Genomic DNA, 25850 nt, shown 5'->3' on the forward strand with positions numbered 1-25850 from the left:
GGGTCTTCGACAACCGCGGAGTCCTCGGCGATCGCGGATTCGACCCCGGTGGGAACTTCAACAACCGCGGGAACCTCGGCAATCGCGGGTTCGACGACCGCGGGAACTTCAACAACCGCGGGAACTTCAACGACCGCGGAGGCGACCGCGGGAACTTCAACGACCGTGGGAATCTGGGCAACCGCGGTGACTTCAACGATCGCAGGGATGACCGGGGCAACTTCAACGACCGCGGGAATCTCGGCAACCGCGGTGACTTCAACGACCGTGGGAATCTGGGCAACCGCGGTGACTTCAACGATCGCAGGGATGACCGCGACCGTGGGAACCTGGGCAACCGGGGTAACTTCGACGACCGTGGGAACCTGGGCAACCGGGGTAACTTCGACGACCGTGGGAACCTGGGCAACCGGGGTAACTTCGACGACCGCGGGAACCTCGGCGTGCGCGGTGAGTTCGACGACCGTGACCTGCGGGACGGTCGTGCGGTCGCCTTCGCCCGGGTCAGGAACAATGCCACGCCCGGGCGCTACAACCTGACCGTCCGTTGCGACGGCAGCCCGGCTGTTGCCTCCGCGCAGTTCACCGTGCTCCGCGGCCGGGGCGCGCAGGGCGGTCTCGGCGGTTCGATCGGCCCCAGCTCCGCGGAGATGGGGGTCGGCGCCGGTCTCGTCGCCACGGCGGCCGTCGGCGGCAGCCTGTTCATCGTTCGTCGCCGTCGGATCGGCGGACAGGGCTGACCGGTCGAAAGAAAGAACCCCGGTCGGTCAACCGCAAGTAGCCCCGAATCCTCTCGAGGATTCGGGGCTACTTGCGGTTCAGTGCTGGCGGGTCGAGGAACGCCGGCGGATCACGACGACCGTCGCGGTGGTCGCCGCGACGACGAGCGCGGCGCCGGCAACGATCTCGCCGGTGTTCAGACCGTCCATGCTGCCGCCGAGTCCGCCGCGGACGCCCTGGGGAGCCACGGTGGAGCCGGTGGTCGGAGTGGTGGTGCCGCCACGAATCGTGAGGTCGATGGTGCCGATACGGCCGATGCAGTTGAACTGCACCGAATACACGGAGCCGGGCCTGGCGTTGAGGTCGATGGTGGCCGCGGTCGACCCGTTCTGGGGGATCGTGACGGTGTCGAACACCCCGGAGGTGACCGTGGTCGTGCTGGGGCAGCCCCCGGCGGTCAGCGTGACGCGTCCACCGGGGGCGACGGTCGAAGGGGTGACGCGGAAGTCGTAGGGGGTGGTGTTGATACTGGTGGCAGCGAGGGCGGTGGGAGCGGTCAGGGCGAGAGCGGCCACTCCCAGCAGAGCGGCGGATGCGGCACGTATCGCGCGCATGGTCAATCCTCCGGGTCTCCGAGGAGCATTTGCGGAACGGTTCCACAACGGGCGGACAGTGCACCTCGATCACGGAAACGCTAAAAGCGGGACGAACCGTCCGCGATCCGTGTCGGGCATTCGGGGTATAGCGGTCCCCCTGGTGGCTCAATGAAGCCCGTGTCGCCGCGTCATTCCCGGCCGGGGATGAGATGGGGGGCCGCGTCGGCGATCCGCGCGCGCATGGGCCGCCTCCGCAGGGCTTCGAGCGCCTCGCCGATCAGCTCGCTCAGCGGGTGGGACAGCTCGGCCTCGAAGGCGGTGGCCGCCGCCGCGGTCGCCTCCCACTCGGCGTCCAGCGCGGGCAGCAGGGACTCGGCCCTCGGGGTCAGTGCCGCGATACGCCGCCGCCCGTCCTCGCCGGGGCCGACCACGACCAGCCCTTCCCTGACCAGTTGGGCCACCGTCTGGCTGGCCGCGGAGTGGGTCACGCCGATTGCCGCGGCCACCTCCTGGATGGTGCTGGGGCCGCGGGTGGCCAGCATGCGCAGCACCGGCGTGTAACGGGGGCGCACTCCGTCCAGGCCGAGGTCGCTGTAGACGGCGGCGACATCCGCTTCCAGGAGCCCGAGCAGCAGGCGCAGTCGGGTGCCGAGCAGTTCGGGCCCGGCGGCGGGGGAGTCCATGGAGCTAATGTAACAGCGCTGTCATATCTCATCGGAGGGGTGTCGCCATGGCAGAGTTGTATCCGCCGATCGAGCCGTACGAGCAGGGAATGCTCGACGTCGGGGACGGCAACCGCGTCCACTGGGAGGTGTGCGCGAACCCCGGAGGCAAGCCGGCCCTCGTCGTCCACGGCGGTCCGGGCTCGGGCTGTGTACCCGGCATGCGGCGCTATTTCGACCCGGAGCGCTATCGGGTCGTCCTGTTCGACCAGCGCGGCTGCGGACGCAGCACTCCGCACGCGAGCGACCCGGCCACGGACATGCGGCACAACACCACCGGCCACTTGATCGCGGACATGGAACGTCTGCGCGAACACCTCGGCATCGAGTGCTGGCTGCTGTTCGGCGGGTCGTGGGGCTCCACCCTGATCCTCGCCTACGCCGAGCAGTACCCGGACCGGGTGTCCGGGATCGTCATCAACGGCGTCACCATGACCAGGCGCTCGGAGATCGACTGGCTCTACCGGGGTGTCGCCCGCTTCTTCCCCGAGCAATGGGACCGGTTCCGGGACGGCGTACCCGAGGCCGAGCGGGACGGAGACCTCGTGGCCGCGTACGCGCGCCTGATGGAACACCCCGATCCTGCCGTGCGGGCGAAGGCGGCGGCCGACTGGTGCCGCTGGGAGGACGCCGTACTCTCCCTGGAACCGCACGGCGCGCCCGATCCGTACAGCGGACGGCCCGACGACGCGCGGCTCGCCATGGTGCGGATCACGTCCCGCTACTTCGCCCACGGTGCCTGGCTCGAGGAGGGTGCGCTGCTGCGTGACGCGCGACGGCTGAAGGGAATCGAGGGCGTGCTCTTGCACGGCCGGCTCGACCTCAGCGGGCCGCTCGGCACCGCCTGGGAACTGACCCGTGTCTGGGCGGACGCGGAACTGGTGGTCATGCAGGACGCGGGGCACAAGGGCAGCGAGCTGATGCGGGCACAGGTGACCGGGGCGCTCGACCGCTTCGCACTCCGCGACTGATGTGTCTCCTGGGGCAGTTGAGATCCGGCCATTCCGCCTGGGGTGAATTGCGAGGGTGAGAGCCGGATTTCGCCCCTTCGCGGCTGCGGCCCGGGTCACGGTCAAAGATTTTTCTCGGCGCGTTGAACACAAGCCGTCCTGGCGTCCGTACCTAAGGCCATGAACGGCGCACCCTGGCGCCGGGACGGGTTCGAAAACTAACGGGAGTGGACATGAACACCTGGCGCAACGCCTCACTCGCGGTGACTGCGGCGGCCGTACTCTCGCTGACGACGGCGTGCGGTCAGGAAAAGGGAAGCGAGACTCCCAACGGTCAGGCAGTCGGTGCCGCCCAGCCCGCGGATGCCGGCTACGGCTCCGGAGGGTACGGCGCAGACGCCGGCGGGCAGGCGGCCGGCGCCAAGCCCGCCGGTCAGCTCGCGGTCTGGGAGAGCAAGGACCTCGGCAAGGTCGTCACCGACAGCGCGGGCTTCACCCTCTACCGGTTCGACAAAGACACCGCCGAGCCGCCGAAGTCGAACTGCGAAGGTGACTGTGCAAAGGCATGGCCCGTCGTGGCCGCCGGAGGCGCCTCCCCGGCGCCGGGCGTCGACGACTCCCTGATCGGGCAGGTGACCCGGGCGGACGGCGTCAAGCAGCTCACCATCGACGGCTGGCCGATGTACCGCTATGCCAAGGACACCAAGCCCGGTGACGTCAAGGGCCAGGGTGTGGGCGGCACGTGGTACGCGGCGGCTCCCGACGGCAAGAAGGCCGCCCCCGGCGCAGGCGGCGGCGCGGGTGCCGAGGAGGCCGACCTCGCGGGTCTGTCCGTGCGCAACGACCCCAAGCTCGGCGAGGTCGTCGTCGACAAGAACGGCATGACGGTCTACCGCTTCACGAAGGACTCGGCCTGGCCGATGAAGACGGCGTGCACCGGCGCGTGCCTCGACAAGTGGCCGGTGGTCGAGCCCGTCGACAAGAACGACACCGAAGGAATCCTGAAGAAGGGCTTCGTCACCTTCGACCGGCCGGACGGAATCAAGCAGCAGACCATCGACTGCTGGCCGATCTACACCTTCGCCGGCGACAAGAAGCCCGGTGACACCAACGGCCAAGGCGTCGGCGGTACTTGGTTCGCAGTCTCGCCCGAGGGCAAGCCGGTCGGAGCGCCCAAGTAGTCCCCACGTCGCGACTCCGGCAGGGCCGGCCCGTCTCACGCCTTTGGCGTGACGGCGGGCCGGTTGCATGTGCCGGTCGCGTGTGACCAAGAACGGACCGCTAATTTCCGTTTGGGCTCGCCCTCTTGGCGGGCGATCAGTAGCCTCGGCTCGAACGCTGGCCATGGACATGGCCGTCCCCCGTGGCGACTTGTTGGAGACTTCGATGGAGCGTCCCGCCTGGGCCCCGCAGGGCATCGACATATCGGTGCCGAGCGTGTCCCGCATTTACGACTACTATCTGGGCGGATCGCACAACTTCGAAGTCGACCGGGAAGCGGCGCGCAAGGCCATGGAGTTCATGCCGGGCCTCCCCAAGATCATGCAGGCGAACCGGGCGTTCATGCGGCGGGCCGTGAACTACGCGGCGGCCGAAGGCATCACCCAGTTCCTCGACATCGGTTCCGGCATTCCGACCTTCGGCAATGTTCATGAAGTCGCCCGCAAGGCGACGTCCGACGCCCGCGTCGTCTACGTGGACCACGACCCGGTGGCCGTCGCCCACAGCCGGGCCGTACTCGAAGGCGACGAGCAGTCCGCGATCGTTGCCGCCGATCTGCGCAAGCCCCGCCAGATCCTCGACAGCCCCGAAGTCACCGGACTGCTCGACCTCGAACGTCCGGTCGCGCTGATGCTGGTGGCCGTACTGCACTTCATCGAGGACGAGGACGACCCGAAGGCCGCCGTGGCCGAGTTGCGTGACACACTGGCGCCCGGCAGCCTGATCGTCGTCACCCACGCCTCGTACGAAGGTGTGCCCGTGACCCAGGACGAGGCGGGCGCCGCCGTCGATGTGTACCGCTCCATACGCAACCCCCTGATCATGCGCTCGCGCGACGACATAGCCCTCTTCTTCGACGGCTGCGCGATGGTCGAGCCCGGTCTGGTCCCCATGCCGCACTGGCGGCCGGACGTGGCCCCCGAGCAGGAGGATCCCTATGCCTTCTCCGGGTTCGCCGGGGTGGGGCGCACGGCGTGAAGGCGCCGGAGAAGGCGGCGCCGCCCGCGGGCGAACCGGACGGACCCGAGGACCGGCTGAGGAGATTCGCGACGATCTGGAGCCGGGCGATCTTCCCGGCCACAGCCACGTCGATGACCCGGCCCGAACTCGAGGCGCATCTGCTTCCGCTGGCCCGGCAGCTGGCCGGGGCGCTGCACGGCCGGCCGTTCGTCCCGCAGGCCGCAGGGCCGGTCGGGGCGGCTCTCATCGACGCCCACTGCACGGACCCCGACGTCCTCAGCCGCACCCTCGGCGTCATCGACGCCTATCTCGTCCTGTACTGCGGCACGGACGACGAGCAGCGGACCGCCGAGGAGAACAGGGCACGCTGCGCCCGCTTGCAGCACGCGCTGGCGGCCGGCTTCGCCGGGGCCCTGCGCGAGCGCACCCTCTCCGAACAGGAGTCCATCGCCCGGTCCTCGCTGCTGGCGCGCAGCGACGCCCTCGACGCCATGCACGCCACCGAGGTCCGCTTCCGCGCCGTGTTCGAGGGGGCCGCGATCGGCATCGCGATCGCCGACCTCGAGGGCAATGTGCTGGAGGTCAACGACACGCTGACGCAGATGTTCGGCGGTCTCGAGCACCATGTGCGCGGCCGCAAGGTCACCGACTGGGCACACCCCGAGGACCGGCCCCAGGTGTGCGAGCTGTACCGCGAACTGGTACGCGGCGAACGCGACCACTACCGGACCGAGAAGCCGTTCTACCGCAACGACGGCACGGTCCTGTGGACCAACCTGACGGTCTCCCTGCTGCGCGACGCGGAGGGCCGGCCCCAGTACCAGCTGGCGCTGACGGAGGACACCACCGAGCGCCGGCTGCTCAATCTGCGGCTGCGCTACGAGGCCACCCACGATGCCCTCACCGGACTGCCCAACCGCACCCTGTTCTTCGAACGGCTGGAAAAGGCCGTCACCGCCGGCGACGGTGCCCGCTTCGGGCTGTGCTATCTCGACCTCGACGGCTTCAAGGCCATCAACGACAGCCTCGGCCATGCCACGGGTGACCGGCTGCTGGTGGAGGTCGCCGACCGGCTGCAGAGCTGCGCCACCGCACCCAGCGAGATGGTGGCCCGCCTCGGCGGTGACGAGTTCGTCGCGCTGACCACCGGGCCCGACACACAGCGCGAGGTCGACGACCTGGCCACCCGCATCCTCGGCGCGCTCGCCACGCCCATCAACGTCGACGGCCGGGAGTTCTCGGTGCGCGGCAGCATCGGCATCGTCGAGGGCCCGGGCGGCGAGCGCACCAGCGCCGAGGTGCTGCGCAGCGCCGACATCACGATGTACCGGGCCAAATCGGCGGGCGGCAACCGCTTCGAGCTCGCCGACCCCGAGGCGGACGCGCGCGCCATCACCCGGCACGGGCTGACCAACGCCCTCCCGGCAGCCCTCGAGCGCGGCGAGTTCTTCATCGAGTACCAGCCCCTGGTACACCTCGGCGACGGCAGCGTGCACGGCGCCGAGGCCCTGGTGCGCTGGTGCCATCCGCAGCACGGCGTGCTCGGACCCGACCGGTTCATACCGCTCGCCGAACGCACCGGGCTGATCGTGCCGCTGGGCCGCTGGGTGCTCCAGGAAGCCGTACGCCAGGCGAGGTACTGGAGCAGACGCCACTCCGACGGCGGTCCGCTTCGGATCAACGTCAACCTCTCACCCACCCAGCTCAAGCATCCCGGGCTGGTCACCGACACGATCGACGTCCTCGAGCGCTCCGGCCTCGAACCGCGCGCACTGTGCCTGGAGGTCACCGAGTCGGCGCTGATCGGCGCAGACGAGGATCTGCTCAAGCCGCTGCGTCAACTCGCCGAGATGGGCGTGGACATAGCGCTCGACGACTTCGGCACCGGCTACTCCAACCTTGCCAATCTGCGCCGGCTCCCGGTGAGCGTGCTCAAGCTCGACCGCTCCTTCACGCAGGGGATGCAGCGCCACCCCGCCGATCCCGTGGATCTGAAGATCGTGGAGGGCATCGTCTCGCTGGCGCACAGCCTGGAGCTGGCCGTGACGGTCGAGGGAGTGGAGACCGGGCGACAGGCGGAGCAGCTGCGGGAGCTGGGCTGCGACACCGCCCAGGGCTGGTACTACGCGAGACCGGGCGCACCGGACCGGATCCACACGCTGGTCCTCGCCGACGCGGTCTAGGGGTTCTCCGGCGCGGATGTTGTGGGCCGTCCCCAGGTTGCCTCGCGATGCAGTGAAGTTCGCGACAGCAATTCGGCTGGGGACGGCGTCGGCGGTCTCTTCCTCGGTACCGGCCAGGCCTCCGCCGCCGGCAAGGTGATCACCTGCAACATCCCGCAGATGCGGCAGCAGATCGCCCAGCTGCGCAACAAGGCCGCCAAGCTGGACAACCGCGGCGAGGCTGCCGCGGCCAGGAAGGCCCGCGCGGAGGCCACCGCCATCGACAGGAAGATGCGCGCCTGCATCGCGGCCGAGAGCTGATGCACCGCGTCCGCCCCGGCACCGGCCGGGGTGGATGCCGTGTGCGACCGCAACCGCGCAGCCCAGCCCTTCTCTCCCGCACGCCGTCCGCCGTCGGTCCGGCCGCCCGCGTCGGCCCGCCCCGCCCTGTCAGACGCGCCGCCGTCGTTCGTCGTCCGCCCGCGAGTCGAGCAGCACCCGCTGGAGTTCACGCGCGGCCCGGGGCGGAGCCACGTCGCTGCGGTGCGCGAGCGCGATCGTACGGCGCAGACCGGGGCGGGCGAGCGGGGTGACGCGCAGATCGCCGCCCGCACGCGCGGCCACCATGCTCGGCACGACCGCCGCGCCGAGCCCGGCACGCACGAAGCCCAGTACGGCGTCCATCTCGCCGCCCTCCACGGTGAAGGAGGGCTCGAATCCGGCGGCGCGGCAAGCGGCGACGGTCAGTTCGCGCAAGTCGTAGCCGTGCCGGAACATCACCAGCGGCTCGCCCTGCAGATCGGCGATCCGCACGGGCCGGCGGGGCTCCTTCGACGCGGGGGAGGTGACCACGACCAGGTCCTCCTGGAGCAGCTCGACCGTGGTGAGCGCGGGGGACGGGCTGGGCAGCGGCAGGACGACCAGGGCCAGATCGAGCGAGCCGCGCGCCAGTTCCCGTACGAGATCGTGCGAGCCGCCCTCCTCGATCAGCAGCCGGATGCCCGGATGCAGGGCGTGGAAGTCCCGCAGGACCTCGGGCAGCAGTCCCGTGCACAGGCTCGGGGTGGCTCCCAGCCGTACCCGCCCGCGCCGCAGCTGGGCCAGCTCCTGCACCTCATGGCGCGCGGTGTCGGCGTCGGCGAGAATGCGGCGGGCGAGTGGGAGCAGCGCCTCACCCGCGTCGGTGAGCGCGATATTGCCCCGCGCCCGGGCGAACAGGTCCGCCCCCAGCTCCTTCTCCAGCGCCCGGATCTGCTGGGAGAGCGACGGCTGGGACACATGCACGCGCTCGGCGGCGCGGGTGAAGTGCCGTGTCTCGGCAACGGCCACGAAGTAGGCGAGCTGCTGCAACTGCATGGTCCCAGCATAGGACCACCATAGGCAGCGGCTATCGAGATGAGCCGGATCATGTCTTGGACCTCTGATGGTTCCCGGCTTTAGCGTCGAAGACATGGCTCTGGCAACGCGGACGGACCGAAAACCGTCCCTCACGCGCACGTTCTGGGGATCGACCATCGGCAAGAAGACGGTCATGGCCGTCAGCGGCCTGGTCATGCTCGGCTATCTGGTCGCCCACATGTTCGGCAACCTCAAGATCTTCTTCGGTGCGGGCGAGTTCAACGCGTACGGCCACTGGCTGCGCACCATGGGCGAGCCGGTCATGCACTACGGATGGGCCCTCTGGCTCGTCCGCGTGGTGCTCCTCGCCGCAGTGGTGGGACACGGCGTCGCGGCGTATCAGCTCAGCCGCCGCGACATCCGCGCCCGGCCGACCCGCTACCTGCACAAGCGCCCGCGGGCGAGCTACGCCACCCGCACCATGCGCTGGGGCGGGATCATCCTCGCGCTGTTCATCGTGTGGCATGTGCTCGATCTGACCACCGGCACGGTCCACACCGGCGGATTCCAGGAGGGCCACCCGTACCAGAACGTCGTGGACACCTTCTCCACCTGGTACGGCAACGTCATCTACATCGTCGCCATGCTCGCCGTCGGACTGCACATCCGGCACGGCTTCTGGAGCGCCGCACAGACCCTCGGCGCCGGCAACGCCGCCCGCGACCGGATCCTCAAGGGCGCGGCCAACGGGCTCGCGCTGCTGCTGACCGCCGGATTCCTCTCCGTACCCGTCGCCGTCATGACCGGAATGGTGAACTGACATGACCGACCACATCGACTACACGGCCTACGGGGCCGGAGCGCCGCTGGCCGACACCAAGGCCCCCGACGGCCCCGTCGCCGAGCGCTGGGACCGCCGCCGCTTCGAGGCCAGGCTGGTCAACCCGGCCAACCGGCGGGCGCACACCGTGATCGTGGTCGGCACCGGTCTCGCCGGCGGAGCGGCGGGCGCCACACTCGCCGAACAGGGCTACCACGTCGAGCAGTTCTGCTACCAGGACTCCCCGCGCCGGGCCCACTCCATCGCCGCGCAGGGCGGAATCAACGCGGCCAAGAACTACCGCAACGACGGTGATTCGATCCACCGCCTGTTCTACGACACCGTCAAGGGAGGTGACTTCAGGGCCCGGGAGTCCAACGTCCACCGCCTCGCGCAGATCTCCGTGGAGATCATCGACCAGTGCGTGGCCCAGGGAGTGCCGTTCGCCAGGGAGTACGGCGGGCTGCTCGACACCCGCTCCTTCGGAGGCGTCCAGGTCTCCCGCACCTTCTACGCCCGTGGCCAGACGGGTCAGCAGCTGCTGCTCGGCGCCTACCAGGCCCTCTCCCGGCAGATCGCCGCGGGCAACGTCACGATGCACGCCCGCACCGAGATGCTCGACCTGATCGTCATCGACGGGCGCGCACGTGGCATCGTCGCCCGCGACCTGATCACCGGAAAGATCGACACGTACGTCGCGGACGCCGTCGTGCTGGCTTCCGGTGGCTACGGGAACGTCTTCTATCTGTCGACGAACGCCATGAACTCCAACGCCACCGCCGTCTGGCGGGCGCACCGGCGCGGCGCCTGGTTCGCCAACCCCTGCTTCACCCAGATCCACCCCACCTGCATCCCACGCACCGGTGACCACCAGTCCAAGCTGACGCTGATGAGTGAGTCGCTGCGCAACGACGGCCGCATCTGGGTACCGAAGGCGCCTGGCGATCACCGGCCGGCGAACGAGATCCCCGAGGACGAGCGCGACTACTACCTGGAGCGGATCTATCCTTCCTTCGGCAATCTCGTCCCGCGTGACATCGCCTCGCGTGCCGCCAAGAACGTGTGCGACGAGGGCCGCGGCGTCGGCCCGGGCGGCCAGGGTGTCTATCTCGACTTCGCCGACGCCATCCAGCGGATGGGCCGCGCGGCGATCGAGGAGAAGTACGGCAACCTCTTCGAGATGTACGAGCGGATCACCGCTCAGAACCCGTACGAGGTCCCGATGCGGATCTATCCGGCCGTGCACTACACGATGGGCGGACTGTGGGTCGACTACGACCTCCAGACCACCGTCCCGGGTCTCTTCGCGATCGGCGAGGCCAACTTCTCCGATCACGGTGCCAACCGCCTCGGTGCGTCGGCGCTGATGCAGGGCCTCGCCGACGGCTACTTCGTCCTGCCGGCCACCATCAACGACTACCTTGCCCGAAGCCGGTTCGACGGCACCGTCGGACCCGGCCATCCCGTGATCGCGGAGGCGGTCGCCGACACCGAGGACCGGCTGAACCTGCTGCTGGCGGTCGACGGCGACCGCACCCCCGACTCCTTCCACCGCGAGATCGGTGAACTCATGTGGGAGTACTGCGGGATGGCCCGCACCGAGAAGGGCCTGCGCAAGGCGCTCGAGCGGATTCCGCAGATCCGCGAGGAGTTCTGGCGCCGGATCAAGGTGCCCGGCACCGGCATGGAGTTCAACCAGTCGCTGGAGAAGGCCAATCGCATCGTCGACTACCTGGAGCTCGCCGAGCTGATGTGCCTCGACGCGCTGCACCGCTCCGAGTCCTGCGGCGGCCACTTCCGCGAGGAGTCGCAGACAGCCGACGGCGAGGCCGCCCGCAGGGACGGGGAGTTCGCGTATGCGGCCGCCTGGGAGTTCAGGGGCACCGGTGAGGCGCCCGTCCTGCACAAGGAAGACCTCGTCTTCGAGTACGTCCACCCCACTCAGCGGAGCTACACATGAAGCTCACCCTGCGCGTCTGGCGCCAGCACGACTCCGGCGCCCCCGGCGCGATGGCCACCTACGGGGTGGACGGGATCTCCCCGGACATGTCGTTCCTCGAGATGCTCGACACGCTCAACGAAGAACTCATCCTGCGGGGCGAGGACCCGGTCGCCTTCGACCACGACTGCCGCGAGGGCATCTGCGGCGCGTGCAGCCTCGTCATCAACGGCGACGCCCACGGCCCGGAGCGCACCACCACCTGCCAGCTCCACATGCGGTCCTTCCAGGACGGCGACACCATCGACATCGAGCCCTGGCGGGCGGCCGCATTCCCGGTCGTCAAGGACCTGGTGGTCGACCGCTCCTCCTTCGACCGGATCATCCAGGCCGGCGGCTACATCAGCGCCCCCACCGGTTCCGCCCCCGAGGCCCACGCCACCGCGGTGCCCAAGCCCGACGCCGACTCGGCCTTCGAGCACGCCGAGTGCATCGGCTGCGGCGCCTGCGTCGCGGCCTGCCCCAACGGCTCAGCGATGCTGTTCACCTCGGCGAAGGTCAACCATCTCAATGTGCTGCCCCAGGGTGCGCCCGAGCGGGAGACCCGGGTGCTCGACATGGTCGCCGCCATGGACGAGGAGGGCTTCGGCGGCTGCACGCTGGCCGGGGAGTGTGCAACAGCCTGCCCCAAGGGCATTCCGCTGCCGTCGATCGCGGCGATGAACAAGGAGTGGCTGCGGGCCGCGAGGAGCGTCCGACGCCGTTGACGAGCCGTCCGACGCACCGTCAAGGACGCATGGGCGGACGGCGCGCCGGTGTCCGGCGCTCCGGGCCGCCGATTGATCGCGCCGGACAAGGGGCCGAGGCGGGACGGCCGCACGCTCGGCGTGCGCCGGAGTGCGGGCTGTTCTCCGCCCGGTGGAGGAGTAGGTTCCGGACATGTTTGTGGAGTGAGGATCGACACAAGTACGCACCTTGAGCCGGAGATTCTTCATAGGAATGTCACGTCTGCCGCGGAATCTTCGGCTCATGTCGCATAAAGCCGGGAGCCGGGAACAAGATCAATTTTGTTCAAGTCTGCACATCGTATGACGACATGTCCGTATCAGGTGCAATCGCCTTCCACCGACTTCGGGCGAGAGCGGATGGCCCTGTAGGCATGCAGGGCAACGGCGGTTCCGACCACACCGCCGACCCGACCACAGCCATTCCTGGGGGAACTCCCATGTCCCGAACAACCCGCCGCCAGGCCCTCGGTGTCGCCGCCGGCGCGGCCGCAGGGCTCGCGCTCATCGGCGCCGCGCCCGGCCGGGCGGCCCGGAGCGCCGCGCCCGCGCCGCGCACGCCGGCCCAGCCTGCCCCCTTCGACGAGGTCTACCGGGGGCGTCGTATACAAGGCGGGCCGTCGCACGCCGCCGGCCACCACGGCCACCACGGGGGCGGATACGCCGTGCGCGTCGACGGCGAGGAGCTGCATGTGATGCGCAACGCCGACGGCACCTGGATCAGCGTCGTCAACCACTACGAGCCGCATGCCACGCCGCGTGCCGTCGCGCGCGCCGCCGTCGTGGAACTCCAGGGCGCGGACCTCGTTCCCGTCGAACTCTTCTGATCCCGGAGCAACCCGCACCATGACCGTACGCAAGAACCAGGCACAACTGTCCGCTGACGAGAAGCGCCGCTTCACAGATGCCCTGCTGGAGCTCAAGCGCAGTGGCCGCTACGACACCTTCGTCTCCACCCACAACGCCTTCATCATGAGCGACACGGACAACGGGGACCGGGTGGGCCACCGCTCGCCGTCCTTCCTGCCCTGGCACCGCCGCTACCTCATCGAGTTCGAGCAGGCTCTGCAGGCCGTCGACGCATCGGTGGCCCTTCCTTACTGGGACTGGACCGCCGACCGCACCTCCGCATCCTCTCTCTGGGCATCGGACTTCCTCGGTGGCACCGGCCGTGCCAGGGACGGCCAAGTACTCGACGGCCCGTTCTCCGGTCCCTCCGGCGCCTGGCAGATCAACGTCCGCGTGGACGGCCGGACCTACCTGCGCCGCGATCTCGGGGCAGGTGGCCGACAGCTGCCCACCCGTGCCGAGGTCGACTCCGTCCTCGCGATGTCCACCTACGACGCCCCGCCGTGGAACAGCGCGTCGGACGGCTTCCGCAACCACCTCGAAGGCTGGCGCGGCGTCAATCTGCACAACCGCGTCCATGTCTGGGTCGGGGGCCAGATGGCCACCGGCGCCTCCCCGAACGACCCGGTGTTCTGGCTGCACCACTGCTTCATCGACAAGCTCTGGTCGCAGTGGCAGGCCCGCCACCCGGGCTCGACGTATCTGCCCACGGCAGGTACTCGCAACGTCGTCGACCTGCGCGACACCATGCGCCCGTGGAACGACGTGACCCCCGCAGACATGCTCGACCACACCCCGCACTACACGTACGACACGGCCGCCTAGGCCCCCTGCCTAGTCCGGACCTGGCCTCCCCAGGGACGCGGCGAGATAGGGCGCGGTCCGGCTGCCCGCCGCCCGCGCCACCTCCGCCGGCCTGCCGGCGGCGACGACCCGGCCGCCCTCGTCGCCGCCGCCCGGACCCAGATCGATCACCCAGTCCGCGCCGGCGACCACATCCATGTCGTGTTCGACCACCACCACCGAGTGGCCGGCGTCGACCAGGCCGTGCAGCTGCCGCATCAGCACCTCCACATCGGCCGGATGCAGTCCCGTCGTCGGCTCGTCCAGCACATAGAGCGTGTGACCGCGGTGCAGCCGCTGCAGCTCGGTGGCGAGCTTGATGCGCTGGGCCTCGCCGCCCGACAGCTCGGTCGCCGGCCGGCCGAGCCGCAGATGGCCGAGCCCCACATCGAGCAGGGCCCGCAGACTGCGCTCGGCGGCGGGCACGTCCCCGAACAACTCCGCGGCGGCCTCGACCGTCAGATCCAGGACCTCGGCGATGTTCAGCCCCCGGTACGGAACCTGAAGCGTCTGCGGGTTGTAGCGAGCCCCCGCGCAGGTGGGGCAGGGCGCATAGGTACTGGGCAGGAACAGCAGCTCGACGGAGACGAACCCCTCACCCTGACAGGCCTCGCAGCGGCCACCGGCCACATTGAAGGAGAAGCGCCCGGCCTTGTAGCCCCGTGCGCGGGCCTCGTCCGTGCCGGTGTAGAGCTTGCGGACCACATCGAACAGCCCCGTGTACGTCGCCAGATTCGACCGAGGGGTGCGCCCGATGGGCCTCTGATCGACCGTCACCAGCCGGTCGAAGCCTGCCGGTTCGGCGGTGATGGAACCCACCAGAGTGGACTTGCCGGACCCCGACACACCGGTGACCGCCGTCAGTACGCCGAGTGGCAGCCGGGTGATGAGCCCGCGCAGATTGTGACGGGTCACCGGCCCCAGCGAGAGCTGTCCGGACGGCTCGCGCGGCGTGCGCCCGGGTGTGCGTTCCCCGCCGAAGAGAAACCGCCGGGTCGCCGAGTCCGCCACCCCGGCCAGCTGCCGCGGCGGACCGCTGTGCAGTACGCGGCCACCGTGCTCGCCGGCCCGAGGCCCGACATCGACGAGCCAGTCCGCATGCCGCATCACCGTCAGATGGTGCTCCACCACGAACACCGAATTACCCCCGGCCTTCAGCCGGTCCAGCACGACGAGCAGCGCCTCGGTATCGGCCGGATGCAGCCCGGCCGACGGCTCGTCCAGCACGTACACCACGCCGAACAGCCCTGAGCGCAGCTGCGTCGCCAGCCGCAGCCGCTGCAGCTCACCGCTGGAGAGCGACGGTGTGGCACGGTCCAGGCTGAGATAGCCGAGACCCAGCTCGGTCACCGTGCCCAGCCGGGCCAGCAGATCGGTGGTGAGCACCCGTGCCGTCTCGCTGCCTGTGCCGCCCTCACCGAGCACGTCGGCGAGCACCGTCAGCGGCAGCGCTGCCAGTTCGGCGATCGTGCGGCCTCGGAAGGTCACCGCCAGCGCCTCGGGCCGCAGCCGGTTCCCGCCGCACACCGGACACGGCGAACCGGTGAGAAAACGCTCGGCCTTGGCCCGCAGCGTCTGGCTCTTGGAGTCCGAGAACGTGTGCAGCACATAGCGCTGCGCACTCATGTACGTCCCCTTGTACGGGCGTTGGATGCGCCCCGCCTCCCGTACCGGATGCACCGTCACGACCGGCTGTTCGTCCGTGAACAGGATCCACTCCCGGTCCTCGCGGCTCAGCTCGCGCCACGGCCGGTCCACGTCGTACCCCAGCGCATCCAGCACATCGCGCAGGTTCTTGCCCTGCCACGCGCCCGGCCAGGCCGCGATCGCGCCCTCCCGGATCGACAGCGACGGGTCCGGGACCAGCAGCTCCTCGCTCGTGCGGTGCACCTGTCCCAGACCGTGGCACTCGGGGCACGCACCTGCCGCCGTGTTGGCCGAGAAGGCGTCCGAGTCCAGCCGCGAAGCGCCCTCGGGATAGTCACCCGCCCGCGAGAACAGCATCCGCAGCGAGTTGGAGAGCGTGGTCACCGTGCCCACGGAGGACCGCGAGGTGGGGGAGGAGCGGCGCTGTTCCAGCGAGACCGCGGGCGGCAGCCCGGTGATCTCGCCGACCTTGGGCGCGCCGACCTGGTGGATCAGCCGGCGGGCATAGGGGGCGACGGACTCGAAGTAGCGCCGCTGGGCCTCCGCGTAGATCGTGCCGAACGCCAGCGAGGACTTCCCCGACCCCGAGACCCCGGTGAAGACCACCAGGGCGTCCCGCGGGATGTCGACATCGACACCACGCAGATTGTGCTCCTGGGCGCCGCGGACGCGCACGAACGGGTCGTGGGGGGTGTGCATAGTGGACGATTCTAGGCGTTCGGCCAGGTCAGGCCGGGCCGGCCGGTCAGGCTCGGGCCGTGGAGGACAGACCCGCCACCCGGGCCAGCCGCCTGAAGGAGTCCCGCAGCGCCTCGCGGTCGTACGTGCTGGTCGTGACCAGCACCTCGTCGGCCGCGCTGTCCCTGATCACCGCCGACAGTGCGTCGGCCACCTGGGCCCCGGTCCCGGCGACATGTCCCTCGAGGCCGGCCTCGTAGTACGACCGCTCGCGGGCGGTCATCGTCATCGACTCGATCCGCTCCGGCGCGGCGAGCGGCGGAAAGGAGCCGTGCGTACGGGAGTACGCCGCCGACCAGGCCTCCGGCCGCAGCAGCCGGCGTGCCTCCTGCTCGCTCCGGGCCACCACGACCGTGCCCGAGACGATGACATACGGCTGCTGGGCCCACCTCGACGGCCGGAACCCGCTGCGGTAGAGGTCGATGGCGGTGAGCATCCGCTCTCGGTGGCGCATGTCCCCGATGACCAGCGGCAGCCCCGCGCGGGCCGCGATCGAGGCACCCTCGCCGGTGGCCAGCACATACGGCGGGACGCGCAGACCCTCGGCCGGGCGGGCGTGCACCTGCGGACCGGCCCTGTGCCCGCCGGTGGCCTCCCCGTCCGACGGACGGCCCCCGGACCCGTCGAAGTAGCCCAGGAGCTCATCGAGCTGCTCGGCGAAGTCGTCCGCGTCCTGCCTGTCCCGTCCGAGTGCCCGCCGTACGCCGTCGGTGAAGCCCACCGAACGGCCGAGTCCCATGTCCACCCGGCCCGGGTACAGCGACTCGAGCACCCCGAACTGCTCGGCGACGACAAGCGGTTGGTGGTTGGGCAGCATCACCCCGCCGGTGCCGACACGGATCGTCGACGTCGCCGCGGCCACGGCCGCCGCGAGCACGGTCGGCGCGGAGCCCGCGACACCGGGCACGCCGTGGTGCTCCGAGACCCAGAAGCGGTGGTAGCCCAACGCCTCCACCTCCTGGGCGAGACGCACGGTCTCCCGCAGCGCCGAAGGGCCGTCATGACCCTCGCGGATGCGGGAACGGTCGAGAACGGACAGCCGGACGGACGCGATCGGTGTACTCACACTCCGTTCAACGCGCACACCGTGCCCGGATTCCCCAACCGCTGTCCGAGCCGCTGTCTAAGGTGGTCGGCGTGATACGCAGCCGCAGGCCTCTGGCCGTGTTCGACCTCGACGGGACGCTCTCCGACTCGGGACACCGTCAGCGCTTCCTGGAGCGCAAACCGCGCGATTGGGACGCCTTCTTCGCCGCCGCACCCAAGGACCCGCCGCTCGCCGAGGGCGTGGCACTGTGCCTGGAGGCCGCCGCGGAGTGCGAGGTGATGTACCTCACGGGTCGGCCGGAGCGGTGCCGGCAGGACACTCTGGACTGGATCGCCGCGCAGGTGCTGCCGCAGGGACGCGTGTACATGCGGCGCGACGACGACCGGCGGCCGGCGCGCAGGACCAAGCTGGAGATCCTGCGCAGGCTCGGCCGCGACCGGGAGATCCGGATGCTGGTGGACGACGACGAGCTGGTGTGCGGCGACGCCGAACGGGCGGGCTTCAGGGTCGTACGCGCCCGGTGGGCGGCCGCTGCCACGTCGGAGGCGATGCGCGTCGCACAGCAGCGTGAGGGCCGTACCTGACCGGACCCGTACCCCCTGCCCGCGCCGGATCGCGCCGGTCAGGCGGTGTCCTCGAGCCGGAAGCCGACCTTCAGGCCGACCTGGAAGTGCTCGATCTCCCCGTCGACGATATGGCCGCGCACCTGGGTCACCTCGAACCAGTCCAGTCCCCGCAGGGTCTCGGACGCGCGGGTGATGCCGTTGCGGATGGCCTGGTCGACGCCGTCGGGCGAACTGCCCACGATCTCGGTGACCCGGTAGGTGTGATTGGACATGGGGCCGCACTCCTCTCGATGCGTTGACTCCACCGTGCCCCACCGTGAGGCGGCGCGCGAGGCGACCGAACGGCGCCACAGCGGGTGCCGGGTACGCGGCGGGAGGTTGCCCGCGGCATCCGAGGAGGTCTTGACCGGTGCTTTGGTCCATACCAAAATCCAGCCACACACCCGTGCGAGCGCGGCGCGCTTCCCCCCACGTCGGGTCCGTCTCCGTGCCCTCGCAGAAGGTGACCTCTCGTGACGAACCGCTCGCTCGTCCTGTCCACCGCACTCCTGTGCACCGTCACCCTCGGCGGCTGCGGGATGATTCCGGGCACCGGTTCCGCCACGACCACGGTCAGGGTCTGGCTGATGCAGGACAGCGTCTCCGACGAGTTCCTCGAACGCTTCACCACCGCCTACGAGAAGGAGCATCCCTCCGTCGAACTGGACGTCACCTTCCAGGAGTGGACCGGCATCGGTAAGAAGATCACCACGGCGCTCGAGGGCGGCAAGGCCCCGGACGTCATCGAGGTGGGCAATACACAGGTGGCCCAGTACGCGGAGAGCGACGCGCTGCTCGACCTCACACTCGAGTCCGTACGCGACCTCGGCAACGAGGAATGGCTGCCGGGCCTCGCGGAACCGGGCAGCATCAACGGCTCGCAGTACGGCATCCCCTGGTACGCCGCCAACCGGGTCGTCATCTACAACAAGGACCTGTTCGCCGACGCGGGCATCGCGGAGCCCCCGAAGACCCGCGCCGCATGGCTGGAGGTGTCAGAGCAGCTCAACACCGGTGGCAATCAGGGCATTTACCTCTCGGGCCAGGACTGGTACACCCTCGCCGGCTTCATCTGGGACGAGAAGGGCGAGTTGGCCGTCGAGCGGGGCGGCGGCTGGGAAGGGACGCTGGACTCCCCGGCCGCACTGCGCGGCATGCAGTTCTACAAGCAGCTCCAGTCCCACGGCAACGGACCCAAGGACGCGGACGAGATGACACCGCCGCAGACCGACGTCTTCGCCAAGGGCAAGGTCGCCCAGATCATCGCCGTGCCGGGCGCGGCGACCGTCATCGAGAAGGCCGATCCGGCGCTCAAGGGCAAGCTGGGCTACTTCCCCGTGCCGGGCAAGACGGCCGAGGCACCGGGCGCGGTGTTCACCGGCGGTTCGGATCTGATCGTGCCGAGGGGCGCGCGGGAACGGGCCGAGGGCGTCGAGGTGGTCAAGGCACTGGCGAGCGAGGAGTGGCAGACGGACCTGGCCACGACGATGAACTACGTCCCCAACAAGACCACGCTCGCGGGCGTCATCGACGGCGAGGAAGGCACCAGGGCGATGGCTGCGGGGGCGGCCCACGGCAGGGCCACCCCGAACTCGCCCCAGTGGGCGGACGTCGAGGCCGACAACCCGATCAAGCCGTACATGACGGCGGTGCTCCAGGGCGCGGACCCCGCCACCGCCGCCCGCGCCGCCTCGAAGCGGATCACCTCCGCGCTGCTTCCCTGAGCGCTGCACAGCCGGGCATTCAGCGTTCGCACATCCCCGCTCCGCCGGACGGTCATGTCGAATCCAGCCGGCCACGGAAGAAGTAAGGAGCCGGGCCGCCGCACCTGCGGTCCGTCCCCTTCGTCCGGCAGGAGGCCGCCATGCCCGCATCCCCCCTCGTCGTCCCCGCGCCGCTGCCCCAGGCGCCGGCGCCGGTGCCCGTCCCCACCCTCACCCCTGCCGCCGAGCACGACCCGCGCTATGTCGTCTCGCTCGCCCGCGACCAGGAAGACGTCCGCGCCGCCCAGCGGCTGCGCCACCAGGTGTTCGCCGGCGAGATGGGCGCCCGGCTCGACGGCCCGGAGCCGGGGCTCGACATCGATGCCTTCGACATGTACTGCGACCACCTGCTGGTGCGCGAGGCCGACACCGGCGAGGTCGTCGGCACCTACCGGCTGCTGCCGCCCGACCGCGCCCGCGTCGCCGGTCGGATCTACTCCGAGAGCGAGTTCGACCTGACCCGCCTCGCCCCCATCCGCGACGACCTTGTCGAGGTCGGCCGCTCCTGCGTGCACCCCCTGCACCGCAACGGCGCTGTCATCGCCCTGATATGGGCGGGGCTCGCCCGCTACATGACCCGCACCGGGCACAACTGGCTGGCGGGCTGCTGCTCCATCCCGCTCACCGACGGCGGCACGCTCGCCGCGGCGACCTGGGACACGGTGAAGGCCAAGAACCTCGCACCCGAGGAGTACTGGGTCACCCCGCACAAGCTCTGGAACGCCGAATCCGTCGCCCGGCCCGAGGGACGCACCGAGCTGCCGCCGCTGCTGCGCGGCTATCTGCGTCTCGGCGCCTGGGTGTGCGGAGCGCCCGCCCACGACCCCGACTTCGGCGTCGCCGACCTGTACGTGCTCCTCTCGCTGCGCCGCACCAACCCGCGCTACCTGCGGCACTTCCTCTCCCTCGCCCCCGTGCGATGAGCGTCTGGCTGCCCAGCGCGCCCTGCACCCCGCAGGGCTGCGCCACCCGTTCGGGCGCACCCGCCGGCCGGATCGCCGCGACTGCCCGGCTCGTGGCCGGCACATCGGTGGTCGTCGCCGGGGTGCTGCTCGCACCGGTCGTGGCCCTGTCGGCCGCACTCCTCGGTCCCGGGATCCGCGACCGGCTGACCCGCCGGTGGGCGCGTGCGGTGCTGCGCTCCTTCGGCATCCGCGTACGGATCGTCGGAAGCCCCCAGCCCCAACGGGCGTCCCTGGTGGTCGCCAACCACATCTCCTGGCTGGACATCCCGCTGGTCGCGGCCGTACTGCCGGGGCGGATGGTGGCCAAGAGCGAGGTACGCCGCTGGCCCGTCCTCGGGCCGCTCGCCGCCCGCGGCGGCACCGTGTTCCTGGAACGGGACCGGCTGCGCGCCCTGCCGGCCACCGTGGCCTCGATGGCGGCGGCGATGCGCGGTGGCTCACGGCTGATCGTCTTTCCCGAGGGCTCCACGTGGTGCGGTCGGGACCAGGGCCGATTCCGTCCCGCCGCCTTTCAGGCCGCGCTGGACGCGGGCGTCGCCGTCCAGCCTGTACGCATCGGCTACACGCCCACCGGCCCGGCCGCGTTCGTCGGCGACGATCCGCTGGGTGCGTCGCTGTGGCGGGTGGTGGCGGCCGGCGGGCTCACCGCGGAGATACGGCTGCTGGAGCCGATCCTCCCGGGAGCCTGCGCCGACCGCCGCTCACTGGCCCGGGCCGCGCAGTCCCGTGTCGCCCGGAGCCGGACCGATCAGCGCAGCCGGGCGAGACTGAGCGCGAATCTGCCTGCTTCGTCGGTCCACCAGCGGGTCAGCTCCATGTCCGCATCGGCGAGCTCCTTGCGCACACCTTCCTGACGGAACTTCGCTGACACCTCCGTGCGCATCTCCTCGCCCGCCTCGAACGGCACCACGAGGTCCAGCTCGGGAATCTTCACGGTCACGGCGTGGCGCGCCCGCAGCCGCATCTCGATCCACTCGTTCTCGCGGTCCCACTGCGCCACATGGTCGAAGTCGTCAGGGTCGACGTCGGCGTCCAGCTCGCGGGCGATGACGGCCAGCACGTTCTTGTTGAACTCCGCCGTCACCCCGGCCGCGTCGTCGTAGGCCCGCACCAGCACGTCCTCGTCCTTCACCAGGTCCGTGCCCAGCAGCAGACTGTCCCCGGGGGACAGCAGCGAGCGCACCGAACGCAGGAACACCGCCCGCTCGGCGGGCATCAGATTGCCGATCGTGCCGCCGAGGAAGGCGACCAGACGCGGCCCAGGGGTGCCCGGCAGCGCCAGCCCCCGGGTGAAGTCGGCGATCAGCGCATGCACATGGAGCGCGGGCCGCTCGGCGAGCAGTGCCTCCGCCGCGCCGACGAGAGCGCTCTCACTCACATCGACCGGCACATAGCTGTGCAGCTCCGGCAGCGCATCCAGCAGGTAGCGGGTCTTCTCCGACGAGCCGGATCCCAGCTCCACCAGGGTGCGTGCACCGCTCGCCGCGGCGATCTCCGGCGCGCGGGCGGCCAGGATCTCCCGCTCCGCCCGGGTGGGGTAGTACTCCGGCAGGCGGGTGATCTCCTCGAACAGCTCACTTCCTCGCGCGTCGTAGAACCACTTGGGCGGCAGTTCCTTGGGCGTACGGGTCAGGCCGTGCAGCACATCGGAGCGCAGCGCGGCGTCCGTGGCGTCCTCGGGAAGGGTGCGGGTGAGCAGAAACGGGCTCATCGGTTGGGCTCCTTGAGCTCGGTCAGCAGGACCTCGCCGCGGCTCGCGGTGAGCACGGTGCGATCGGGCGCCTCCTGCCACAGTGGATCGTCGTCGTAGGGTTCCGAGGCCACGACCGTGCGGCGGCCGGGCTCCGTCAGGTACCACAGGGTGTCGCCCCACGCGGTCGCGGCGATCTCGCGGCCGTCGGTGAGCAGCAGGTTGAGGCGGGAGCCCGGCGCGGCCTCCGCCACCTCGCGGACGGTGTCCGCCAGAGCCTGGCCGAGGCTGTCGCCGGCGCGCAGCCGGTGCAGCACCAGCGCCCACAGCAGCGCCGCATCACAGCGGGACTCCAGGGAGAGAAGGTCCGCCGCGGGCAGCGTCGCCGCCAGCGGCGCCAGGGAGGCGGGCCAGCCCCGCACCGCCCCGTTGTGGCTGAACAGCCAGTTCCCGAAGGCGTAAGGGGCGGCCGCCGCTTCGCCGTCCGCACCCGGCTCGGTCGCATCGCGTACGGCGGCCAGCACCGCGGCACTGCGCACGACCCGGGCGAGATCGGCGAACGGGAGATCCGCCCAGATCGGCCCGTCGCGGCGGTAGCGGGCGGGTACGGGGTCACCCTCGGCGTACCAGCCGACGCCGAAACCGTCCGCGTTGACCGTGCCGTGCCGCTGCCGGCGCGGCGCCCACGACTGGCGCACCAGTGCGTGCGGCGGCTCGACGAGGAGGGCGCCGAGCGGCTGCGGCGTCCCCAGGAAGGCGATGTGCCTGCACATCAGGCCAGACCCCCCGTGTGCCCGTCCGCGTCCCGCGCGGTGCGGAAGCCGGAGAAGATCTGCCGGCGCACCGGCAGGTCCCAGTTGCGGAAGGTACCCCGGCAGGCCACCGGGTCCACGGCGAACGAGCCGCCGCGCAGCACCTTGTACTCGCTGCCGAAGAAGACCTCCGAGTACTCGCGATAGGGGAAGGCGGCAAACCCGGGATAGGCAAGGAAGTCGCTCGACGTCCACTCCCACACGTCCCCGATCAGCTGCCGCACACCCAGCGGCGAGGCGCCCTCGGGATAGCTGCCGGCCGCGGCGGGCCGCAGATGGCGCTGGCCCAGGTTGGCGTGCGCCGGTGTCGGCTCCTCGTCGCCCCACGGATAGCGCCGCGTCCGGCCCGATCCCGGGTCGTGCCGGGCGGCCTTCTCCCACTCCGCCTCGGTGGGCAGGCGCCGTCCCGCCCAGCGGGCGTACGCGTCGGCCTCGTACCAGCTCACATGGAGCACCGGCTCGTCCGGGGGGACCTCCTCGGTCACCCCGAAGCGGCGGCGCAGCCACACCCCGCCCTCGCGCCGCCAGAACAGGGGCGCGCCGATGCCGTGCTGCCGGATCTGCTCCCAGCCCTCGTCCGCCCACCAGCGGCGCTCGGTGTAGCCGCCGTCCTCGATGAACGCCTGGTAGGCGCCGCAGGTCACCGGCACCGTGTCGACGTAGTACGCGGGCACCACGCGCTCGTGCGCGGGCCGCTCGTTGTCCAGGGCCCAGGGCTCGGAGGATGTGCCCATGGTGAACGGGCCGGCGGGGACGAGGACCTCGGACGGAAGCAGCTGCCCGTTCCCGGTCGCCGGCGGCTCGGGTGCGGTCAGTGCCGCCGGGCCCCTTCTGAGCTGATGGGTGATCAGCATGGTCTCGTCGTGCTGCTGTTCGTGCTGGGCGATCATCCCGAAGGCGAACGCCGCGTCGAGAAGCGGACCGCCCTCCAGCGGGGTCCGCTCAAGTATGTCCAGCACCCGCCCGCGGACGTCGGAGGCGTACACGCGTGCTTCGGCCGGGGCGAGCAGCGGCAGCGTCGGCCGCAGCGCGCGGGGGTGCTCGAACGCGTCGTAGACCGAGTCGATCTCGGGCCGCAGCGCCTCACGGCCGCCGACGGTCCGCAGCAGCCACTGCTCCTCCTGGTTGCCGATGTGCGCGAGGTCCCAGACCAGCGGGGACATCAATGGTGAGTGCTGGGCGGTCAGTTCGTCGTCGTCGACGCACGACGTCAAGGTCGCCGTACGGGTACGGGCGGCGGTGAGCGCCTCCAGGGCGCGCGTGCGCAGTTCGTCGGTCATGTGCCACGTTCCTCGGTCAGGGCGGCAAGGCGAAGATCGTCGGCGGGACAGCGGCCCGGCAGGACATGGCGCTCATGGAATGCGGCGACTGCCTCGATGACGGCCTTGGAGGCGCCGATGCGCTCCAGAGCCTCCAGCGCGGCGGTGAAAGCGGCGGCGGCGGCGTAGTGCAGCTCGGGATCCGCCAGTCCGTGCCGAGCGGCGCGGACCCACAGCGGATTGAGCGGGGCGGGCAGCGAACCGGCCGTCTCGGCGAGCGGCTTGACGGCGCGGTACACCGTCTCGGCCGCCTCCGGATCGTCGAACAGGGCCGCGGTGACCGCGACGGGCACCATCCAGCCGTGTTCGCCGCGCTGGGTGTCGATCATCCGCAGCTCCAGATGGCCGCGCGGGCGCACCGGAGGAAACAGGGTGGTCAGGTGGTATTCGAGATCACTCGCGGTCGGCGGGCGAGGGACGCCTGAGCGGATCCACTCCCGGAAGCTGAGCCCGTGGGGCAGGTCCCACGGCCCTTCGGCACGGCGCACCATCATCACCGGGGCGTCCAGCACATGTCTCGCCCAGGCCGAGCGCGGCTCCGCGTCCAGCGGTGGGGAGAGGGGGCGTACGGGGTCGAGGGAAGCCCACACGGCCTGCCGTGTCGACCGCCAGCCGGTCCGACGCCCGGCACGGAAAGGAGAGTTGGCGAACGCGGCCAGCAGAACCGCGCCCAGCAGATGGGCCAGTCGCCAGCGTCTGCCGTGCCCGAGCGGGCCGGGCTCGGCCTCGCCCGCGTCCAGACAGACCTGGATGGCGGTCGAACTGCACATCATGGCGCGACCCGACGGACCCGATCGGTCCAGATACGACTCCATGGCGTCGTAGCGGGGATCGTGAAGCAGGCGGCGCGGTGGGTGGTAGGGGTCGAGGCCGAGCCCGGTGAGAGTCAGGCCTGCCGGGGCGAGCGCGGTGCGCACGGCCTCAAGATCGGCGGCGAGGGAGTCGATGCACTCCATCAGAGTGGCGGCAGGTCGCGAGCTGAGCTCCAGCTGGCCGCCGGGTTCGAAGGTGAGAGCGGATTGGAGGGGGAGTGAACGTACGTGGTCAAAAGCAGCGGCGAGGCGGTCCGCCGCCACCCGGCGTTCGGGCTGGTCGCGCTCCTGGACCAGCCATTCCAGCTCCGCTCCCAGGGTGCGGGGCGGGCCGGTCTTGAAGCAGATACATCGGAGCAGGTCCTCAGCATCGTCCTCGGATATCGGACGGCCGAAGTCGCCGGTATCGGGTGGGTGCATGATCGGCTCCTCCTGTCGAAGGCACTCTGCCAACCTAAGGCCACGGCCGCGGGTTCGCACAAGGGTGCCCCTGAGGAGGCGAAATATGTTTGCCGTCGCCCTCGCTGGTCAGGGACGATCACCGCC

24 protein-coding genes are annotated in these 25850 nt (G+C 70.6%); 14 read left to right on the top strand and 10 right to left on the bottom strand.

Annotation, left to right across the window (positions count from 1 at the left end):
- Positions 1–818 precede the first annotated feature (818 nt).
- On the bottom strand, positions 819–1334 hold the full coding sequence (locus ABZ208_RS02465) for a hypothetical protein (protein WP_356907702.1): 516 nt from the start codon (positions 1332–1334) through the stop codon (positions 819–821).
- Between the two features lie 170 nt (positions 1335–1504).
- On the bottom strand, positions 1505–1999 hold the full coding sequence (locus ABZ208_RS02470) for a helix-turn-helix domain-containing protein (RefSeq protein WP_356907703.1): 495 nt from the start codon (positions 1997–1999) through the stop codon (positions 1505–1507).
- Positions 2000–2046: 47 nt separating this feature from the next.
- Between ABZ208_RS02470 and pip the strand changes: the two genes are divergently transcribed.
- The 5 genes from pip to ABZ208_RS02495 all read left to right on the top strand — a co-directional run bounded on the left by pip (position 2047) and on the right by ABZ208_RS02495 (position 7652).
- Positions 2047–3009: a prolyl aminopeptidase gene (pip, locus tag ABZ208_RS02475; protein ID WP_356907704.1), complete on the top strand. Its 963-nt coding sequence runs from the start codon at positions 2047–2049 to the stop codon at positions 3007–3009.
- Positions 3010–3221: 212 nt separating this feature from the next.
- Positions 3222–4169, top strand: a complete 948-nt coding sequence (locus ABZ208_RS02480) for an SCO0930 family lipoprotein (protein WP_356907705.1) — start codon at positions 3222–3224, stop codon at positions 4167–4169.
- A gap of 205 nt (positions 4170–4374) precedes the next feature.
- Positions 4375–5187 carry an SAM-dependent methyltransferase gene (locus ABZ208_RS02485; RefSeq protein WP_356907706.1) on the top strand — a complete coding sequence of 271 codons (813 nt, stop codon included), beginning with the start codon at positions 4375–4377 and terminating at the stop codon, positions 5185–5187.
- Complete coding sequence (locus ABZ208_RS02490) at positions 5184–7352, top strand: EAL domain-containing protein (protein ID WP_356907707.1); 2169 nt, start codon at positions 5184–5186, stop codon at positions 7350–7352. The genes ABZ208_RS02485 and ABZ208_RS02490 overlap by 4 nt, the downstream gene beginning before the upstream one ends.
- Positions 7353–7511: 159 nt before the next feature.
- Positions 7512–7652, top strand: a complete 141-nt coding sequence (locus ABZ208_RS02495; RefSeq protein ID WP_356907708.1) for a hypothetical protein — start codon at positions 7512–7514, stop codon at positions 7650–7652.
- A 129-nt stretch (positions 7653–7781) separates the two neighbouring features.
- On the opposite strand, the gene ABZ208_RS02500 is transcribed toward ABZ208_RS02495, so the two are convergent.
- Positions 7782–8687: a LysR substrate-binding domain-containing protein gene (locus ABZ208_RS02500; protein ID WP_356907709.1), complete on the bottom strand. Its 906-nt coding sequence runs from the start codon at positions 8685–8687 to the stop codon at positions 7782–7784.
- Positions 8688–8781: 94 nt separating this feature from the next.
- On the opposite strand from ABZ208_RS02500, the gene ABZ208_RS02505 reads away from it, so the two are divergent.
- The 5 genes from ABZ208_RS02505 to ABZ208_RS02525 all read left to right on the top strand — a co-directional run bounded on the left by ABZ208_RS02505 (position 8782) and on the right by ABZ208_RS02525 (position 13887).
- Positions 8782–9489: a succinate dehydrogenase gene (locus ABZ208_RS02505; RefSeq protein WP_356907710.1), complete on the top strand. Its 708-nt coding sequence runs from the start codon at positions 8782–8784 to the stop codon at positions 9487–9489.
- Between the two features lies 1 nt (position 9490).
- The gene (locus tag ABZ208_RS02510; RefSeq protein ID WP_356907711.1) at positions 9491–11449 is read left to right on the top strand and encodes a fumarate reductase/succinate dehydrogenase flavoprotein subunit; all 1959 of its coding nucleotides are present in this window, start codon (positions 9491–9493) and stop codon (positions 11447–11449) included.
- Positions 11446–12195, top strand: coding sequence for a succinate dehydrogenase/fumarate reductase iron-sulfur subunit (locus tag ABZ208_RS02515; protein WP_356907712.1), 750 nt, complete (start codon positions 11446–11448; stop codon positions 12193–12195). Before ABZ208_RS02510 ends, ABZ208_RS02515 begins: the two co-directional genes overlap by 4 nt.
- 458 nt (positions 12196–12653) lie before the next feature.
- Positions 12654–13040, top strand: coding sequence for a tyrosinase cofactor (locus tag ABZ208_RS02520; protein ID WP_356907713.1), 387 nt, complete (start codon positions 12654–12656; stop codon positions 13038–13040).
- A gap of 19 nt (positions 13041–13059) precedes the next feature.
- On the top strand, positions 13060–13887 hold the full coding sequence (locus tag ABZ208_RS02525; protein ID WP_356907714.1) for a tyrosinase family protein: 828 nt from the start codon (positions 13060–13062) through the stop codon (positions 13885–13887).
- Between the two features lie 9 nt (positions 13888–13896).
- Here ABZ208_RS02525 and ABZ208_RS02530 read toward each other — a convergent pair whose 3' ends face one another.
- Together ABZ208_RS02530 and ABZ208_RS02535 are read right to left on the bottom strand one after the other, a co-directional pair.
- Complete coding sequence (locus ABZ208_RS02530) at positions 13897–16251, bottom strand: excinuclease ABC subunit UvrA (RefSeq protein ID WP_356907715.1); 2355 nt, start codon at positions 16249–16251, stop codon at positions 13897–13899.
- 46 nt (positions 16252–16297) lie between these two features.
- Positions 16298–17356 carry an LLM class flavin-dependent oxidoreductase gene (locus ABZ208_RS02535; RefSeq protein ID WP_356907716.1) on the bottom strand — a complete coding sequence of 353 codons (1059 nt, stop codon included), beginning with the start codon at positions 17354–17356 and terminating at the stop codon, positions 16298–16300.
- 71 nt (positions 17357–17427) lie between these two features.
- On the opposite strand from ABZ208_RS02535, the gene ABZ208_RS02540 reads away from it, so the two are divergent.
- Positions 17428–17922 carry a hypothetical protein gene (locus ABZ208_RS02540; RefSeq protein ID WP_356907717.1) on the top strand — a complete coding sequence of 165 codons (495 nt, stop codon included), beginning with the start codon at positions 17428–17430 and terminating at the stop codon, positions 17920–17922.
- A gap of 38 nt (positions 17923–17960) precedes the next feature.
- Here the strand turns inward: ABZ208_RS02540 and ABZ208_RS02545 are convergent, their stop codons facing one another.
- Entirely contained in the window at positions 17961–18176 is a 216-nt protein-coding gene (locus ABZ208_RS02545) for a dodecin (RefSeq protein WP_356907718.1), read from the bottom strand.
- A gap of 240 nt (positions 18177–18416) precedes the next feature.
- Here ABZ208_RS02545 and ABZ208_RS02550 point away from each other — a divergent pair, with 240 nt between their 5' ends.
- The 3 genes from ABZ208_RS02550 to ABZ208_RS02560 all read left to right on the top strand — a co-directional run bounded on the left by ABZ208_RS02550 (position 18417) and on the right by ABZ208_RS02560 (position 21525).
- Positions 18417–19667 (top strand): extracellular solute-binding protein, encoded by a 1251-nt coding sequence (locus tag ABZ208_RS02550; RefSeq protein ID WP_356907719.1) that lies wholly within the window; start codon positions 18417–18419, stop codon positions 19665–19667.
- Between the two features lie 140 nt (positions 19668–19807).
- The gene (locus tag ABZ208_RS02555; RefSeq protein WP_356907720.1) at positions 19808–20629 is read left to right on the top strand and encodes a GNAT family N-acyltransferase; all 822 of its coding nucleotides are present in this window, start codon (positions 19808–19810) and stop codon (positions 20627–20629) included.
- Complete coding sequence (locus tag ABZ208_RS02560) at positions 20626–21525, top strand: lysophospholipid acyltransferase family protein (RefSeq protein ID WP_356907721.1); 900 nt, start codon at positions 20626–20628, stop codon at positions 21523–21525. Before ABZ208_RS02555 ends, ABZ208_RS02560 begins: the two co-directional genes overlap by 4 nt.
- Here ABZ208_RS02560 and egtD read toward each other — a convergent pair.
- Genes egtD through egtA form a run of 4 tightly spaced genes read right to left on the bottom strand, consistent with a single transcriptional unit; the run spans position 21420 to position 25724 of the window.
- The gene (egtD, locus tag ABZ208_RS02565; protein WP_356907722.1) at positions 21420–22382 is read right to left on the bottom strand and encodes an L-histidine N(alpha)-methyltransferase; all 963 of its coding nucleotides are present in this window, start codon (positions 22380–22382) and stop codon (positions 21420–21422) included. The genes ABZ208_RS02560 and egtD overlap by 106 nt on opposite strands.
- Positions 22379–23134, bottom strand: a complete 756-nt coding sequence (egtC, locus tag ABZ208_RS02570; protein ID WP_356907723.1) for an ergothioneine biosynthesis protein EgtC — start codon at positions 23132–23134, stop codon at positions 22379–22381. Before egtC ends, egtD begins: the two co-directional genes overlap by 4 nt.
- Complete coding sequence (gene egtB / locus ABZ208_RS02575; RefSeq protein ID WP_356907724.1) at positions 23134–24453, bottom strand: ergothioneine biosynthesis protein EgtB; 1320 nt, start codon at positions 24451–24453, stop codon at positions 23134–23136. Before egtB ends, egtC begins: the two co-directional genes overlap by 1 nt.
- Positions 24450–25724 carry an ergothioneine biosynthesis glutamate--cysteine ligase EgtA gene (egtA, locus tag ABZ208_RS02580; RefSeq protein ID WP_356907725.1) on the bottom strand — a complete coding sequence of 425 codons (1275 nt, stop codon included), beginning with the start codon at positions 25722–25724 and terminating at the stop codon, positions 24450–24452. Before egtA ends, egtB begins: the two co-directional genes overlap by 4 nt.
- Positions 25725–25850 lie beyond the last annotated feature (126 nt).

The sequence above is a fragment of the Streptomyces sp. NPDC006208 genome (genome assembly GCF_040613775.1).
Taxonomy (GTDB): Bacteria; Actinomycetota; Actinomycetes; order Streptomycetales; family Streptomycetaceae; genus Streptomyces.